Raw genomic sequence first — 15,449 nt, forward strand, 5'->3', positions numbered from 1 at the left:
CCGCATCGTCGGTCGCGTCGTGCGGTCCGCGGCATCTCGGTCCGTGGTCGGCTCGGCCGGGCCCGTCACCTCGCGCGGCGTCGGGCAGCTGACCTGGGCGGGTTCGCGCGCAGGTGCCCGCTGATCGTGCCGAGGATGCGGGCGAGGTCGGCGGCGTCGTCGTCGGTGATCGACGCGAACAGGAGCCCGTGCACCGTGCTGATGTGCCCGGGGAACACCGCGGCGAGGACGTCCCGTCCGGCATCGGTGATCGAGACCATCGTGCTGCGTTCGTCGTCCGGTGACGGCGATCTGGTCACGAGTCCGCGCTGCTCGAGCAGCTGCGCCTGGTAGGTCAACCCGCTGCGGCTGTACACGACCCCGTCGGCGAGGTCCGTCATCCGCATGTGCCCGTCAGGGGCGTCCCCGAGCGTGGCCAGGAGCTGGAACTGCACGTAGCTGAGCCCACCCACGTCCTTGAGCTGCTGCTCGACGGCGGGGCGGAGGAGCGCACCGACCTCGGTGAAGGCGAAGTACGCGCCCAGCTGCGTCGGGGTCAGGGAGGTCGGGGTCTCGGACATGATTCGATCCTACCTGTTGCTTCGAGTTCGAAGCAGTGGTACGTTCCTGGTATTCGCTTCGAATTCGAAGCAAACGACGAAGGAGATCATCATGAAGGCAGTGCAGTTCCACGAGGTCGGCGGACCCGAGGTCCTCCAGTACGGCGAGGTCGAGCAGCCCACGCCCGGCATCGGCGAGGTGCTCGTCCGGGTCACCGCGTCCGCCTACAGCGCGGCCGACAACGGCATGCGCGCCGGGTTCCTCCCGATCCCCATCGAACTCCCGCACATCCCCGGCTACGACGTCTCCGGCGTGGTCGACACCGTCGGCGACGGCGTCACCGACCTCGCGGTGGGCGATGCCGTGATCGGGTTCCTGCCCATGGAGCGCGACGGGGGAGCGGCCGAGTACGTCGTCGCCCCGGCAGACGCCCTCGTCCCGGCACCGACGAGCATCCCGCTGGCCGACGCCGCCGCCCTGCCGTCCGTGGCGTTGACCGCGTGGCAGGCGCTCGTCGACTCCGGTCGGCTCGAAGCCGGGCAGCGACTGCTCATCGTCGGTGCGGGCGGTGTCGTCGGCAAGTACGCGATCCAGCTCGCGAAGCGCCTCGGCGTGCACGTCATCGCGACGGCCAGCCCGCGCAGCGCCGACGCGGTCCGGGCAGCGGGTGCCGACCAGGTCATCGACCACACCGAGACGGACGTCCTGCAAGCGGTCGAGGGGCAGGTCGACGTCCTGCTCAACCTCGCGCCACTCGAGCCCGAGCGGTTCGAGGCGTTCGTGGCCGCGGTCCGTGACGGGGGAGCGGTGGTGAGCACCACGGCGTTCATCGCGACGCCGGGCGACGAGTCCCGGGGTGTCCGTGCCGAGACGGTGTTCGTCCTGCGGAACCGGGAGCGTCTGGCCGAGCTCGTGTCGCTCGTCGACGCCGGTGAGCTCACGGTCGAGGTGACGCGGCGGGTCCCGCTGACGGAGCTCCGGGCGGTGCACGCCGAGGGCGCTGCCGGTCGGATCGCGGGCAAGGTCATCGTCCTCGTCTGAGAGCCCGTCGGTCGCGATCAGGTCTGGACGGGGTGACCGTCCTTGGACGGTCCGCTCAGTCCGTCGCACCCCGCGGCGGATCCACCAGCAGCCCCACCCGGTCGGCGAGGTACGCCTCGAGCGGCACGGCAGCGCCGCCGGCCGGGGACCAGCGCACGAGCGGGGTCCCGTCGTCGACGAAGAGCACCGCCGACGAACCGACGAGCGACTCGTCGAGCGGGATCGCCGTCGCCCCGTGGTTCACGGTGTCGCCCGGCGCGAAGTGCCCCTTCTGCGCCGCTGCCCGGTACGCCCGTCGTACCTCGGCGGAGACGGAGACGAACTGTGAGCGTCCGGGGTCGGTGACCCGCGTGATCAGGCCCGTCGCCCAGACACGACCGCCGGTCTCGAGCGACGAACCCACGAGCAGTGCACCGACCCGCCAGACGCGGCCGAGCGACCGCATGGTGGGCTCGCGGCGGATGCCGAGCACGGCCTTCGGCTCGACGTACTCGCCGAGTGCCTCGTCCGGGACCGCGGCGGTCCGGAGCGTCCGGGCGGCGTCGTCGAGCTGCGCCCTCGCCCGTTCCACGCCGTCCGTCACGTCACCCGAGCGTAGCCCGGTGCGCCCCCGATGACCGACGCCCACCAGCCATGCTGCTCCGCCGGCGCCGCGCCGCGGACACGATCCCGATCGTCACCATCACGGCTCCGTAGGCGAGCAGCACCCCCGCGATCGCCGGGATGAGCCACGTGCGCGACCCGTTGACGAGCTGGTTGACCAGCCCGATGTCCGGCAGGCTGTACCAGACCACGCCACGGACCTGTGCGGCGGTGACCGGTGCCGGGTCGGCGAGCGCGTTGTTGTCGCCCTTGAGCCTGAAGGTCCGGGACCCGTCGGACGACGACGCCACGGAGACCACCCGGTGGCTGATGACCGCGGGCTGCCCGGAGGTGATCTGGTACGTCACGACGTCGCCGATCCGGATGTCGTCCACCGGGGTCGGCCGGACGACGAGCAGGGTGCCCGGGGGCAGCGTCGGGTCCATCGACTGCGTCAGCACCGTGAGCGGGGTCGACCCGGTGGCCTTCGGCACGACGATCAGCACGACCGCCAGCCCCGCGACGAGCAGGAGCAGCCCGGTGCTCAGGCCGAGCCCGACGGCACGGACCACGGCCTTCCAGCCGGCGACCGAAGAACCGGCGACCGAAGAACCCGTGACCGACGCACCGGCAGTGCTCATGCGCCGCATCGGACTGCCTTCCCGTTGTTCTGCGTGAAGAGGGTGATCGTGCCGCTGGCCACGACGGTGCTCGTCGGGTTGCCCGCGCTGTCGAGGATCTTGACCGTGACCGTCACCGGGCCGCTTGTGGCGATGTTGGCCGGGATCTGGTCGGGCGCCAGGGTGAAGCGCCCGTAGTAGTCCTGCTCCTTCTGGCCGACCATGGTCGAGGCGTCGGGACCGACGAACGCCCCGTACCAGGTGTCCTTCGGGCGGCTCGAGGTCGGCCAGGCGACCTCGACGTACGTACCGCTGTGGTCCGTGCAGGTGAACGCCGGGGTGGCGGCCGAGGTGTTCAGGTAGAAGCCGCCCTGCACGATGCCGGACGTCCACGTGCCCGCCGTGACCGTGAGGTTGACGTTCACGTTCGTGGTGGTGGACGCCGGGGCGGACGAGGTCGGCGTGCTCCGCGTGCACCACACGGCGCTGGCGCCGGCGGCGAGCTTCGACGTCATGCTCGGCAGCGACGCCCAGGTGCCGGACACGGAACCGGTGCCGACCGAGGTGGACGCCGTGCAGGCCGACGTCGAGGCGACGGGCCACGCGACGACGCTCACCGCTTGCGCGAGGGCGGTCGAGCTGCCGGACACGACGGACACGGTGGTCGTCGCGGTGCCGGCGAGCGAGCCGGAGTTCGTCAGGGTGATCGGCTTCGTCATCGACGTCACGCTCGACGAGAACGTGGTCGTCATGTCGCTGGTGCCGCTCAGGGACGCCCCGGTCTTGCCGATCGTCACGCTCGAGGCGGTGGTCCCGGTGGCGCTCCACAGTGCCCACGCGGCCGAGGACCCACCGGCGACGAACGCCGCGGTGAGCAGGACCGCGAGCAGGGCGCGGAGGCGGCGGCTCACGCGCTCACCTGCGTCCCGGTCACGGTGAGGGAGAAGTCGGTCACGGCGCCCGCCACGCTCTGCGGCGCATCGGCGTCGAGGTCCATCTCGACACAGCCGACGGCGCTGGCCCCGGCGGGGAGTGTGAAGGACCCGCTCCCGGTGTCGAAGGCCGCCAGACGGCCGCTCGCGCCGGACAACCCGGTGCGGCAGTCGGCCGTCGAACCGACGACGGACAGGCGCAGGGTCAGCTCGCCGAGCACGGCGGCGGTCGTGGAGTTCGTGGCGTACGACACTTTGGTCGAGGTGGTCGCGACGCGCATGCTGAGCGGGATCGATCCCGTGTTCTGCACGGTGAAGGTCCCGGTCACGCCGATCCCCGGCCCGAGCACGGCAGTGTTCATCGCCGAGAGCGGCCCGGTGGTGATGGTCGCGGTGGCGGACCGGACGGTCGACGCCGAGGTGCTCGCCGTGCCGTTCCAGAGTGCGTAGGTGCCGCCGGTGCCGAGCATCGCGGTGACGACCGCGACGACCAGGGCGATGACGGTCGGCCAAATCCACCGGTGGCGACGCGGTGCGCGGTGGCGCCCGGTCGTCCTCGGCGTGCTGGTCATGTCGTCCCCTGGTCGTCGTGGTCGTGCGGTCACCGCCGGTGGGGCGGTGCAGTGGTGCAGGTGGTGCTGACACGGCCTGGAGGCACGTGGTCGCGATCGGCGGATCAGGGACCCATCGGGACCACGGCCTTCCAGGCCCGGGTCGGCACCCGCGGGTCAGGAACCGATCGCGGTCTGGGTCAGCGTGAAGGCGAGGGCGCCGACGTTGAGGGTCCCGCCCTGCCCGGTGGTCGCCGAGGAGGGGAGCGCGATGGTGAAGACGACCTTCACCGTCGAGGTCGCCGCCGAGGGCGAGACGACGAAGGTGTTCGCGTTCGACGTCGACTGCACGACCGAGGCGCTCGACGACGTGACCGCGAGGGTCTTCGTCGTCGCGGCGAGGAGCGCGGCGTCGCCGGTGATGCTCTGGTTGGCGTACGTGAGGTTGGCCTTGAGGTCCTGGCCGGTCGCACCGATCGTCAGCGTCTGGGTGAACTGGTACGTGTTGCCCGGCACCATGAGGGCGCTCGCCGGGTTGATCGTCGCCGAGCGGCCGTTCGTGACGTCCGTCCAGACGCCGTCGTTGTTGGCGCTGAGGGTCAGCGAGCCGGAGCTCACCGAGGACGCGGCCGTGCTGGCGCTGGCGTTCCACAGGGCGAAGGTACCCGCACCGCCGAGGAGGAGGGCGACGCCGGCAGCGCCGGCGATGGCACCGGTCACGATCTTGTGCATGGAGGAGTCCGTTCCTGCGCGTTCGGGCGCGCTGAGGCCACCGGCAGTGCCGATGGGACGATGTCATCGGCCCCTGGTTCGCGGGGCCGCGGCCGACCTGTGCCGGAGAGTGGTCGCCGGGCTCCGCGACGTGACACGTCTCGGGCGGGCTGGACTCGCTCTGGTGACGACGCTACCGGTCCCCCAAAGTGCCGACAAGAGGGAACATGCGTCTGAATGGACCCAGTACAGGGGGCATTTTCGTCCCCGAGAGTGCCGACACGGTTTGTACCCCGGTCTGACGCTCCGGACACGCGGAATGCCGGACACCCCCGTACCGTTGCACCGTCCGGAAACGAGGAGGGCCCATGGGCATCGTGCGGTGGCTGTTCGACGCGCAGCTCGTCATCGGCGATCAGACCGTGCTCTGGCGCGAGGTGATCGGCAACGTGTTCGGCCTGCTCAGTGCCCTCGGTGGGATGCGGCGCAAGGTGTGGGCCTGGCCGGTGGGCATCGTCGGCAACGCCCTGCTCTTCACGGTCTTCATGGGTGCGCTCTTCGACACCCCGAACCCGGTCAACCTGCTCGGCCAGGCGGGCCGACAGGTCATGTTCATCATCGTGAGCGTCTACGGCTGGTACCGCTGGACGCACCGTCCCGACGACGCGACGACCGTGATCGACCCGCGCTGGGCCTCCTGGAGGGCTCGTGGACTGATGGTCCTCGTCATGGTGGGCGGCACCGCGGTCCTGACCCCGATCTTCCGCGCCCTCGGTTCGTACGAACCGGTGTGGAGCGACGCCTGGATCTTCGTCGGGTCGCTGCTCGCCACGTACGGGATGGCGAAGGGCTGGGTCGAGTTCTGGCTCGTCTGGGTCGCGGTGGACCTCGTGGGTGTTCCGCTGCTGTTCTCGGCCGGCTACTACGCGTCCGGACTCATGTACGTGTTCTACGGGGTGTTCACCCTGACCGGGTTCTTCGTCTGGATGAACCAGCGGACGAAGCCCTCGGCGGCACCGGTCACCGTCGGCTGACCGTCCGGAGTGCGCGGCCCCCGGTCTGGGACGAGACACCGGTCCGCTGACGAGGTGGGATGGTCGGATGGAACACGACCACGACGCCTCGCTCGGGGACGAGCAGTCCCTCGCCGAGCGGATCGTCCGCGGCGCCATCCGCGCCTACCGCCTCCACCCGTTCGACAGCGTCGACGCGAGCGTCGTCGCCGAGGTGGCCGGGATCGAGGTCGACGTCGTCGAGCGGCTGTTCCCGACCTGGGACGCCCTGCTGCTCGTGACGTACGACCGCTGGACGCAGCTGCGCGGGACGCGCCGGAAGAACCCGCCGTCGTGCACGATCGAGTACGTCCGGATGACCCTCGCCGAGGACGTCGCCGACCCGGGGCTCGTGCGGGTGCTCGCCGGCGTGATCACGATCGCGGCCGCCGACACCGGGTTCGCCGAGCTGTTCCGGAAGCGCTTCGAGGAGTACGTCGAACAGCTCTCCGCCGGGCTCCAGCGCGACGTCGACGCCGGCAGCGAGCGGCTCGCGATCCCGGCGTACCAGGCCGCGACACAGCTGCTGGCCGTGTACGAGGGGCTGCAGATCCAGATGCTCGTCCGGCCGCACATCGACGTCCTCGTGGAGTTCGACCGGTCCGTCCGCACGCTCCGTCAGGGGTGGCGTGAGCGCGAGGTCCCCGCGTGGGACCTCGACGAGGTCGTCCTGACCCGCTGACGGCGCTACGGACGTGCGCGCCGCCACGACGCGATCTGGCGGAGTGTGACCTTCGACCCGTACTGGGCGACCGAGTGCCGGAACAGGTACTGCGCGAACCACAGCAGCAGTGCGGCGACGACGAACACCTCGACGATGCAGACGACGGACTCGATGACGGTGAGCGATCCGACCGCGTTGCGCACCATCGCGGTGATCGGCGTGAAGGTCGGGAAGTACGTGAAGAACGACGCGATCGGCGACGTCGGGGTGGTCATCACGAAGAACGCCGCGTAGAGCGGGATGATCAGCGAGAAGATCGCGACGGACTGGAGCGCCGAGGCGTCCTTGATCGAGGGGACCGCGGCACCGACGGCGACGAACAGCGCCGAGGCGAGCAGGACGCCGCCGATGAGCAGCAGCGCGCCGACGAGCATCCGCCAGGGGTCGACGACCAGCCCGCCGAGCCGCGAGGCGATCAGGGGGAGTGCCACCAGCAGTCCGATCAGCCCGGGCACCAGGAACACCCCGATCTGCACGAAGCCGACGAGCAGCATCGCGATGACCTTGCCGCGGATGAGGTCACCGGCGGTCACGGTGGTGAGGATCATCTCGGAGATGCGGTTCTCCTTCTCCTCGACCACGACCGTCACCATGCGGGTGGCGAGCAGGATCACGAGCCCGAAGAACGCGGCGACGTAGAGGAACGGCGGCACGATCGACAGCCAGCCCGGGGCGATCTGGCCATCCGCGTAGGTCGTGACGTCGGTGTCCGGTGGCGACCGCAGCAGCTGGACGCTCTCGGGGTCGTCGACGGTCGCGGCGACGCTCTGCTCGAGCACGCGTTCGGCGAGCGAGGAGTACCCGCCGTTGCCGAACAGCCCACGATCGGCGGCGTCCACGCGGATGGGCTTGGTCGACGGCGACTCCGGGAACTCGATGAACGCGTCGAGCGTGCCGTCACGGACGGCTGCCCGGTCGGCCGCAGCGTCCGTGGAGGGCGCCCCGCCCCACTTCGCCGCGACGGTCTGGGACACGAGTCCGGAGTGGTCGACGTACCGGAACGGGGTCTTCGACGCCGAGGAGCTCGTCATGACCGAATCGGTACCGGCCGCCTGGCCCACGCCGACGAGCAGTGACACCACGACGATGATGACCGGCAGGGCGAGCGTTCCGATCCAGAACGCGGGCTTCTTCACCGCGCGGACGAACTCGAACCGTACGACGGTCCCGAGGCGGCTCACGCGGCGACCCCCGGCGCTGCCGACTCGGCCGCGAGGGCGTCGTGCCCGTAGACCTGGACGAAGATCTCGTCGAGCGGGATCCGGCGCATCTCGAACGCGGTGACGTGCACGCCGGCCGACACGAGCGACGCGAGGATGTCCGACCCGTCGGCGGCAGCTTCGGGCGTCGGGACCAGGTACGCGCGGTGACCCTCGTGCCGGGCCATCCGGTAGAGCGGCGACTGCGGCACGGGGCCGTCGAGTCCGACCCTGGCGACCGCGCCCCCGAACGCGTCCTGCACGTCGGGGATGGTGCCGTACGCCGCAGCGGCGCCGTCCTTCAGGAGCAGGATGCGGTCGCAGAGTCGTTCGACCTCGTCCATGTGGTGCGTGACCAGGATGACGGTGGCGCCGTCCGCCTTCCGCTCGTCGACGAGGTCGAGCAGCAGCCGGCGGTTGACCGGGTCGAGGCCCTTCGTCGGCTCGTCGAGGATGAGCAGCCGCGGCCGGTCCATGATCGTGATCCCGAGCTGCACCTTCTGCTGCTGGCCACCGGAGAGCTTGTCGACGCGGAGCTTCGCACGGTCCGCCAGGCCGACCCGGGCGAGGTAGTCCATGCTCCAGGCCGTCGCCTCGGGGCCCCGCAGACCGCGCAGTCGCCCGAAGTAGGTCATCACGTCGATGACGGACTCCTTGCGGTACAGGCCGCGTTCCTCGGGCAGGTAGCCGATGCCGCCGGTCGCGGGCTTGTAGGGGTGTCCGTCGATGGTGAGGGTGCCCGACGTCGGGGTCGTGATGCCGAGCAGTGCGCGGATCGTCGTGGTCTTGCCGGAGCCGTTGCTGCCGAGCAGGCCGAAGGTCTCGCCGGGGGCGATGTCGAACGACAGCCCGTCGACGACGTTGCGGTCCCCGAAGCGCATGACGAAGTCCTGCACGCTGATGCTCGCCCCACTCATGGGGCGACTGTACCGGGACCGCCTGACGGACTGGAGGCGCGGTGCCTGCCCGCACCGCGCCTCCAGTCCGCCTCCTGGTTCCGTCAGGAACGCAACCAGGCGGTCCCCACACCCGACAGTGCGCCGTCTGCCACCGGCGCGGAGGCGAGCAGCAGCTCGCCGGAGGGGAGTTGGTACGGCTCGTCGCCGAACACCGTGACGCTGGTCCAGCCGTTCGGGCGGCGGAACGCGAGCACGTCGTCGCGCCCGGTCTCGAGCCACTCGAGGTGCTCCTCGGACTGCAGCTGCCCGCGCAGGCCGAGGGCCTTCCGGTACAGGTTCAGGGTGGAGTCGGGGTCCGCGTCCTCGGCCTCGACGCTCGACGCCCCGAACCACGAGGGCTGCGGCAGGTGTGCCGTCCCGGAACCGAAGCCGAACGACGAACCGGACGTCGTCCACGGGAGCGGCACGCGGCACCCGTCACGGCCGACGTCGACGCCCGGGTTCCGGAAGAACGCCGGGTCCTGGCGGTCGGCGTCGGGGATGTCGCCGACCTCGTGCAGGCCGAGCTCCTCGCCCTGGTAGAGGTACGCGGAGCCGGGCAGAGCGAGCTCGAGGAGCGTCGCCGCCTGCGCACGACGCAGGCCGAGCGACCGGTCGAGCTCGTCCTGCGAACCGCCGGCGAGCAGCCAGGCGCTGCCCTGCTTCTCCTCCGCGCCGTTGCGTGCGGGCAGGGCGTAGCGGGTGGCGTGCCGGACGACGTCGTGGTTCGAGAACACCCACGTGGTCGACGAGCCGGACTGTTCGGCGAGCCCCAGGTTGAACTCGATGATCGTCCGGAACTGGCCGGCGTCGAAGTCGGCCTCGAGCAGGTCGAAGTTGAACGCCTGTCCGAGCCCGTCGGCGCTGGCGTAGCGGGCACGACGGTCGGCGGCGACCCACGCCTCGGCGACGGCGGTGCGTGCCGGGGTGTACTCGTCGAAGACCTTCCGCCACTCGGCGTAGATCTCGTGCACGTCGTCGCGGTCCCAGAGGATGTGCGAGCCGTCCTTCGGGGACGCGAGCACCTCGGCCCACGTCGGCAGCTCGCCCTCGGGCAGGTCCTTCGCCAGGCCGTGCGCGACGTCGATGCGGAAGCCGTCGACGCCCCGGTCGGACCAGAAGCGGAGGGTGTGCAGGAAGTCGTCGCGGACCTCGCGGTTCGCCCAGTTCAGGTCGGGCTGCTCCTTGGCGAAGTTGTGCAGGTACCACTGGCCGTCGCCGACCGCGGTCCAGGCCGGGCCGCCGAAGATCGACACCCAGTCCGCAGGGGCCTGTTCGCCAGACGGCCCGGTGCCGTCGCGGAAGACGTACCGGTCGCGGGCGGGGGAGCCCTTCGGTGAGGCGAGTGCCTCGCGGAACCACTCGTGGCGGTCGCTCGTGTGGTTCGGCACCACGTCGACGATCACCCGGATGCCGGCTCCGTGCAGGGCCGACACCATCTCGTCGAAGTCCTCGAGCGTGCCGAGGCGTGGGTCGACATCGCGGTAGTCGTCCACGTCGTAGCCGCCGTCGGCCAGGGCGGACGGGTAGAACGGGCTGAGCCAGACGGCCTCGATGCCGAGCGACGCCAGGTACGGCACGCGCGAGGTCACGCCGGGCAGGTCACCGATGCCGTCGCCGTTCGCGTCCGCGAAGGACCGCGGGTAGATCTGGTAGACGCTCGCCTGGCGCCACCAGGTCTCGTCCGTCGCGGTCGGGGCTGGCGTGTTCTGGACCAGGGTGTCGGTCACGAGGGGCCTTTCGTCGTTCGTTGTCGTCAGGTTCGAGTACGTCACTTGATGGCGCCCTGCGTCACACCGGCCATCACCCATCGCTGGGTGATGAGGTAGACGATGATCGCCGGTGCCATCGCCATCAGGTACGAGGCGAACGACACGTTGTAGTTGTTGCTGAACTGCGTCTGGAACATCTGCTGGAGCACTGGCAGCGTCTGCAGCGCCGGGTCCGACGTGATGAGCGACGGCATCACGAAGTCGTTCCACGATGCCAGGAACGCGAAGATGCCGACGGTCGCGCTCATCGGTGCCAGCAACGGGAACACCAGCCGCCAGAACACCTGTCCGGTGCTCGCGCCGTCGATGCGGGCGCTCTCCTCGAGTTCGGCCGGGATCGACCGCAGGAACGCGGTGAAGAGCAGCACGCTGAAGGACAGCTGGAACATGACGTGCAGGATCGCGACGCCGAACGGGTTGTCCAGGTGCGCGAGGCCGGTCAGCTTCACCTGCGAGAGCGCGAGGACCGGGAACGGCAGGAACATCGCGGCGAGCAGGTAGAAGAACGACCAGCGGAACAGCCGGCGGTCCCAGTTCCGGGCGATCGCGTACGCCGTGAACGAGGCGAGCAGGATCGTGCCGACGACGGTGATCGCGGCGACCAGCACCGAGACGCCGAACGCCCGCGGGAAGTCCGTCAGCTGCCAGGCCTGCACGAAGCCGTCGACGCTGAACGGTGCGGGGAGCGAGAACGCGTTGCCGTCGACCGACTGCGCCGTGGTCTTGAACGTCATCGTCACGGTGACGTAGAGCGGGACGAGGACGGACAGCGCGCAGACGATCAGGACGATCGTGACGGGCCAGTTCGCGTACCCGCTGCGGCGGCCGGCGGCACGTCCGCCGGCGGACCGGTCCGCGTCCACCGACCGGATGCTGCCGGTCTTCGTCGTGCCCGGTCGCAGGGGTGCTTGCAGGGACATCAGAACGCTGCCTTCCCGCGGGTCGCCCGCAGCTGGATCACGGCGATGACGACCGCGATGACGAAGAAGATCGTGGCGTTCGCCATCTGGTAGGCGTAGTCGCCGCCGTTGAAGCCCTTGAAGATGCTCATCGCGACGCTGGTGGTCGAGGTGCCCGGGCCGCCGTCGGTGAGGCCGACGATGATGTCGTACGAGTTCAGGAAGTTCTTGAACCCGATCACGAGGTTGATGAGGATGTAGCCCGCGGTGAGCGGTGCGGTGATCGAGATCAGCTGGCGCCACGAGCTCGCGCCGTCGAGTGCCGCGGCCTCGTACACCTCGCCGGGGATCGACAGCACGCCCGCGATGTAGATGAGCAGCGTCGACGGGATCGCCTGCCAGGCGGTGACGATCACGATCGCCACCCACGCCAGGTCCGGGTTCGCCAGGATGCTCTGCTCCAGCGGCGCGAACCCGAGCGACGTCGCGAGCGCCGGCAGGCTGTTCGCGAACAGGAACGAGAACACGTACGCGATGACGATCCCGGAGATCACCATCGGCAGGACGAAGACGCCGCGGAGCGCGATCTTCCCGCGGATCTTCGACGTCAGGGCGATGGCGAGCAGGAACGCGACCGCGTTGACGACGATCACGGTGACGAGCGAGAACCCGATCGTGAACAGGTACGCCTGCAGGATCGCGGGGTCCGAGAACACCGCGATGTAGTTCGTCAGGCCGGTGAACCGGAACTCGCCGAAGCCGACGGAGTTGGTGAAGCTCAGCACGATGCCCATCACCGCGGGGAGCGTGATGGCGAGGGTGAACAGCACGAGGGTGGGGAGCAGGAACGCCAGGAAGAGCGGGTCGAGACGCCGGCTGCGGCGTCGCGTCCCGGTCGTTCCGGCCTGGAGGCGCGGTGCGGCTCCGCCCCGTCGGCGGCGGTCCGCCGTCGTGACGGATTCGGTGGTCGTGGTGGCCATTCGACGTCTCCTTACGCGGCCGTGCGGAGCGCGAGGCGCGCCCAGTCGGCGTCGAGGGTGCGGAGCTGGGGCTTCGGGTCGCCGCCGAAGGCGATCGACTGCGCGTAGTTCGCGACGGGGATCTCGGCGGGGATGAGCTGCGAGGCGCCGAGGTAGAACGCGGCGTCGTCGTAGTAGGACTGCATGCCGGTGAGTGCGGGGTTCGAGGCGGGAGGGGCGTCCTTCCGCACGCCGAACCCGTTGTTGTCCGCGTTGTACTTGTCGTTCACCTTCGGGGTCATCAGGTACGTGAGGAACTCCCGGGCGGCCTCCTGCTTGCGGGACGCCTCCGGGATCCAGAGCGCGAGGTCGACGTTCACGCGCACCTTGTTGTCGGCGGCGTCGTCGGTGACGGGCAGCGGGAACGTCCCGAGGTCCATGTCGGGGGTCGTCTTCGCGATCTCGCCGAGTGCCCACGGCCCCTGCAGGTACATCGCGGCCTTCCCCTGGGCGAAGGCGAGGTTGCCGTCGCCGTACCCGCGGCTGGCCGCGCCCTTCTGGTGCCACTGGCGGAGCTGCACCATGCGCTCCATCGGTGCCCGGAAGTCGCGTTCGAACGACACCGAGGCGTCCTTGCCGACCTTCGTGCCCTCCCGCTGGAGTGCCGCGAAGGTCTTCGGGACGTCGACCATGCCGCCGATCGAGTAGTCGAACATGCCCTGCGCGATCGTCCAGTTGTCCTTGAACGTGCCGTAGATCGGTGCGATGCCGGCCTTCGTCAGGCGCTCGCACACCTCTGCGAACTCGCTCCACGTCGTCGGGACGTCGAGTCCCTGCTCGGCGAAGAGCTGCTTGTTGTAGATGACCGACGCCGCCGTCACCGAGTACGGCAGGGCGCTCTTGCGGCCGGGGTAGTCGGCGGTCTGCTCGAGGAGCGGCCACAGGTCGGGGTTGATCGTGTCCGCTTGGGGCAGGTCGGACAGGTCCGTCAACGCACCGTGCTCGACGAACGGGGCGACCGAGAAGTTGTAGTTCCAGCACCCGAGGTCCGGCGGTCGGTTCCGCACGAAGTTCGCGGACATGCTCGACGTCGAGTCGCGGACGACGCGGATCTTCGACTGGCTGGCGTGGAACTTCGCGATCACGTCGTCGAAGTACCCGATGACCTCGGGCTTGGACACGTAGAACGTGATCGTCTCGGGTCGGCTGCTCGAGGAACCGAGCGGAGCGCACCCGGCGAGTGCCAGGCCCGCTCCGATGCCGCCCGCCCCGAGCAGGAACCCGCGGCGGCTGACCGCGGCGGCGCTCCTGGTGGCGTGTGTCTGCACGTCGTCTCCGTCCGTCCGGACCCGGCGTCCCTGCCGTTCCGGTTCGCGGACCGGCTCCGGTGCCGCCCGCAGGACTTAATCTAGCGAGAAAATCTAATTACGCAAGGAAGTGTCTCCGCGATAGGGTCACCGCATGCCGCCGCACCGTGGAACGAGCGCCGAGACGCTGCTCGAGTACGCCTTCGCGGTCCGTGCGTTCACTGCGACCGAGGCGATCGACAGCACCGGACTCACCCGCTCCACGATCCTCGGCACCTGCGAGGAACTCGTCCGGCTCGGCTGGCTGCGCGAACTCGACGACGCACGGGCTGCGGGGGAGTACCGGATGGGGCGGCCCGCTCGGCGCTACGAACTCGACACCACCGCCGGCGTCGTGGTCGGCGTCGATGCCGGACAGCACCGGGTGACCGCGTTCGTCGCGGACCTCCGCGGGACCGTCCTCGGTCGTGCGTCGGGGACACTCGGCGAGTCCGGACTCGACGTCCCGGTCCGCCTGCGGGTCCTCGCCGAGACCGTCGCGGAGGCGCTCGCCGACGCCGCGGTCGACCCCGGACACGTGCTCGTGACGGTCGTCGGCATCCCCGCTCCCGTCGACGCCGGCGGGGCCTCTCCTGGCGACGGCGGCTTCTGGGAACGGATGAACCCCGGGTTCGCGGGCACCGTCCCGCACGGCCGGGTCGTCGTCGAGAACGACGCCAACCTCGCCGCGCTCGCCGAGCGGCCGTCCTCCGGCGAGGCCTCGTTCGCGGCGCTGCTGTCCGGTGAACGCTTCGGTGCGGGGCTCGTCGTCGACGGCGTGCTGCTCCGCGGGGCCCACGGTGGCGCGGGTGAGATGCGGGTGCTCGAACTCGTCGAGGGGGTCGGGTCCTCGGACGGCATCGGCGCCACGGCCCGGACGCTCGTGGCCGAGGCCGTCGCCGCCGGCCTGGTCCGGCCCGACAGCCCGCTCGCAGCCGAGGGGATCGACGCCGCCACCGTGTTCCGCGCCGCGCGCGACGGTGATGCGCAGGCCACCGCGATCGTCGACCGGCTCGGGGACCGCCTCGGCCGCGTGTGCGTGCTGCTCGCGAGCCTGCTCGACATCGACCGCGTGGTCGTCGCCGGTGCGATCGCCGAACCCGCGGCCGCCGTGATCGATCGCGCACGGGCGCTGCTCGACGACGGGCACTTCGACCCCGTTCCCGAGATCGTGGCGTCGTCACTCGGCGCGGACGTCGTGGTCATCGGGGCGGTCGCGCACGCCGTGGACGCGGTCCGAGCCGACCCGTTGTCGTTCCCGCTCCGCGTCGTCAGCTGAGCGCGAGCTCCAGCTCGTCAGCGTCCACCTGCGTCGCGGTCCACGAGCGACCCCAGGAATCGAGGCTGGTCACGAGCGGGCGCAGGGACGACCCCATCGCCGTCAGGGAGTACTCGACGCGCGGCGGGACCTCGGCGTACACCGTCCGTTCGACCAGCCCGTCCGCCTCGAGCTCGCGCAGCTGCCGGGTGAGCACGCGGTCGGTGACGGTGCCCACCGCTCGGCGCAGTTCGCTGTAGCGGAGGGTGTGGTCGAGGAGCTCCTGGATGATGCTGAGCTTCCAGCACCCGCCGATCACGCTCAT

17 protein-coding genes are annotated in these 15,449 nt (G+C 70.4%); 4 read left to right on the plus strand and 13 right to left on the minus strand.

Annotation, left to right across the window (positions count from 1 at the left end; translation table 11 throughout):
• Positions 1 to 65 precede the first annotated feature (65 nt).
• On the minus strand, positions 66 to 560 hold the full coding sequence (locus FS532_RS06415) for a MarR family winged helix-turn-helix transcriptional regulator (RefSeq protein ID WP_144751577.1): 495 nt from the start codon (positions 558 to 560) through the stop codon (positions 66 to 68).
• 91 nt (positions 561 to 651) lie between these two features.
• On the opposite strand from FS532_RS06415, the gene FS532_RS06420 reads away from it, so the two are divergent.
• Positions 652 to 1,581 carry an NADP-dependent oxidoreductase gene (locus FS532_RS06420; RefSeq protein WP_186321937.1) on the plus strand — a complete coding sequence of 310 codons (930 nt, stop codon included), beginning with the start codon at positions 652 to 654 and terminating at the stop codon, positions 1,579 to 1,581.
• 55 nt (positions 1,582 to 1,636) lie between these two features.
• On the opposite strand, the gene FS532_RS06425 is transcribed toward FS532_RS06420, so the two are convergent.
• The 5 genes from FS532_RS06425 to FS532_RS06445 all read right to left on the minus strand — a co-directional run bounded on the left by FS532_RS06425 (position 1,637) and on the right by FS532_RS06445 (position 4,998).
• A complete protein-coding gene (locus FS532_RS06425; RefSeq protein WP_144751580.1) occupies positions 1,637 to 2,164 on the minus strand; it encodes a hypothetical protein in 528 nt (175 codons plus the stop codon).
• A gap of 1 nt (position 2,165) precedes the next feature.
• Entirely contained in the window at positions 2,166 to 2,804 is a 639-nt protein-coding gene (locus FS532_RS06430) for a signal peptidase I (protein WP_260852595.1), read from the minus strand.
• Positions 2,801 to 3,694 (minus strand): hypothetical protein, encoded by an 894-nt coding sequence (locus FS532_RS06435; protein ID WP_144751586.1) that lies wholly within the window; start codon positions 3,692 to 3,694, stop codon positions 2,801 to 2,803. Before FS532_RS06435 ends, FS532_RS06430 begins: the two co-directional genes overlap by 4 nt.
• Entirely contained in the window at positions 3,691 to 4,287 is a 597-nt protein-coding gene (locus FS532_RS06440) for a TasA family protein (protein ID WP_144751589.1), read from the minus strand. The genes FS532_RS06435 and FS532_RS06440 overlap by 4 nt, the downstream gene beginning before the upstream one ends.
• 156 nt (positions 4,288 to 4,443) lie before the next feature.
• Positions 4,444 to 4,998 carry an alternate-type signal peptide domain-containing protein gene (locus FS532_RS06445; protein WP_144751592.1) on the minus strand — a complete coding sequence of 185 codons (555 nt, stop codon included), beginning with the start codon at positions 4,996 to 4,998 and terminating at the stop codon, positions 4,444 to 4,446.
• Positions 4,999 to 5,345: 347 nt separating this feature from the next.
• On the opposite strand from FS532_RS06445, the gene pnuC reads away from it, so the two are divergent.
• Both pnuC and FS532_RS06455 read left to right on the plus strand, forming a co-directional pair.
• Complete coding sequence (gene pnuC / locus FS532_RS06450) at positions 5,346 to 6,011, plus strand: nicotinamide riboside transporter PnuC (RefSeq protein WP_144751595.1); 666 nt, start codon at positions 5,346 to 5,348, stop codon at positions 6,009 to 6,011.
• A 67-nt stretch (positions 6,012 to 6,078) separates the two neighbouring features.
• A complete protein-coding gene (locus FS532_RS06455) occupies positions 6,079 to 6,711 on the plus strand; it encodes a TetR family transcriptional regulator C-terminal domain-containing protein (RefSeq protein WP_144751598.1) in 633 nt (210 codons plus the stop codon).
• A 5-nt stretch (positions 6,712 to 6,716) separates the two neighbouring features.
• Here FS532_RS06455 and FS532_RS06460 read toward each other — a convergent pair whose 3' ends face one another.
• The 6 genes from FS532_RS06460 to FS532_RS06485 form a co-directional block, all read right to left on the minus strand.
• Positions 6,717 to 7,934: an ABC transporter permease gene (locus FS532_RS06460; protein WP_144751601.1), complete on the minus strand. Its 1,218-nt coding sequence runs from the start codon at positions 7,932 to 7,934 to the stop codon at positions 6,717 to 6,719.
• Positions 7,931 to 8,869, minus strand: a complete 939-nt coding sequence (locus tag FS532_RS06465; protein WP_144751604.1) for an ABC transporter ATP-binding protein — start codon at positions 8,867 to 8,869, stop codon at positions 7,931 to 7,933. The genes FS532_RS06460 and FS532_RS06465 overlap by 4 nt, the downstream gene beginning before the upstream one ends.
• Positions 8,870 to 8,952: 83 nt before the next feature.
• Positions 8,953 to 10,620, minus strand: a complete 1,668-nt coding sequence (locus tag FS532_RS06470) for a glycoside hydrolase family 13 protein (protein ID WP_440130704.1) — start codon at positions 10,618 to 10,620, stop codon at positions 8,953 to 8,955.
• A 41-nt stretch (positions 10,621 to 10,661) separates the two neighbouring features.
• On the minus strand, positions 10,662 to 11,582 hold the full coding sequence (locus FS532_RS06475) for a carbohydrate ABC transporter permease (protein ID WP_144751609.1): 921 nt from the start codon (positions 11,580 to 11,582) through the stop codon (positions 10,662 to 10,664).
• Positions 11,582 to 12,541, minus strand: a complete 960-nt coding sequence (locus FS532_RS06480; RefSeq protein WP_144751612.1) for a carbohydrate ABC transporter permease — start codon at positions 12,539 to 12,541, stop codon at positions 11,582 to 11,584. The genes FS532_RS06475 and FS532_RS06480 overlap by 1 nt, the downstream gene beginning before the upstream one ends.
• Positions 12,542 to 12,552: 11 nt before the next feature.
• Positions 12,553 to 13,848 (minus strand): ABC transporter substrate-binding protein, encoded by a 1,296-nt coding sequence (locus FS532_RS06485; RefSeq protein ID WP_144751615.1) that lies wholly within the window; start codon positions 13,846 to 13,848, stop codon positions 12,553 to 12,555.
• Positions 13,849 to 13,981: 133 nt separating this feature from the next.
• Here FS532_RS06485 and FS532_RS06490 point away from each other — a divergent pair, with 133 nt between their 5' ends.
• Positions 13,982 to 15,145 carry an ROK family protein gene (locus FS532_RS06490; RefSeq protein WP_144751618.1) on the plus strand — a complete coding sequence of 388 codons (1,164 nt, stop codon included), beginning with the start codon at positions 13,982 to 13,984 and terminating at the stop codon, positions 15,143 to 15,145.
• On the opposite strand, the gene FS532_RS06495 is transcribed toward FS532_RS06490, so the two are convergent.
• The gene (locus tag FS532_RS06495; RefSeq protein WP_260852596.1) at positions 15,138 to 15,449 is read right to left on the minus strand and encodes a winged helix-turn-helix transcriptional regulator; all 312 of its coding nucleotides are present in this window, start codon (positions 15,447 to 15,449) and stop codon (positions 15,138 to 15,140) included. The two genes, FS532_RS06490 and FS532_RS06495, sit on opposite strands and share 8 nt — an antisense overlap.

The sequence above is a fragment of the Curtobacterium pusillum genome (assembly GCF_007673235.1).
Taxonomy (GTDB): domain Bacteria; phylum Actinomycetota; class Actinomycetes; order Actinomycetales; family Microbacteriaceae; genus Curtobacterium; species Curtobacterium pusillum_C.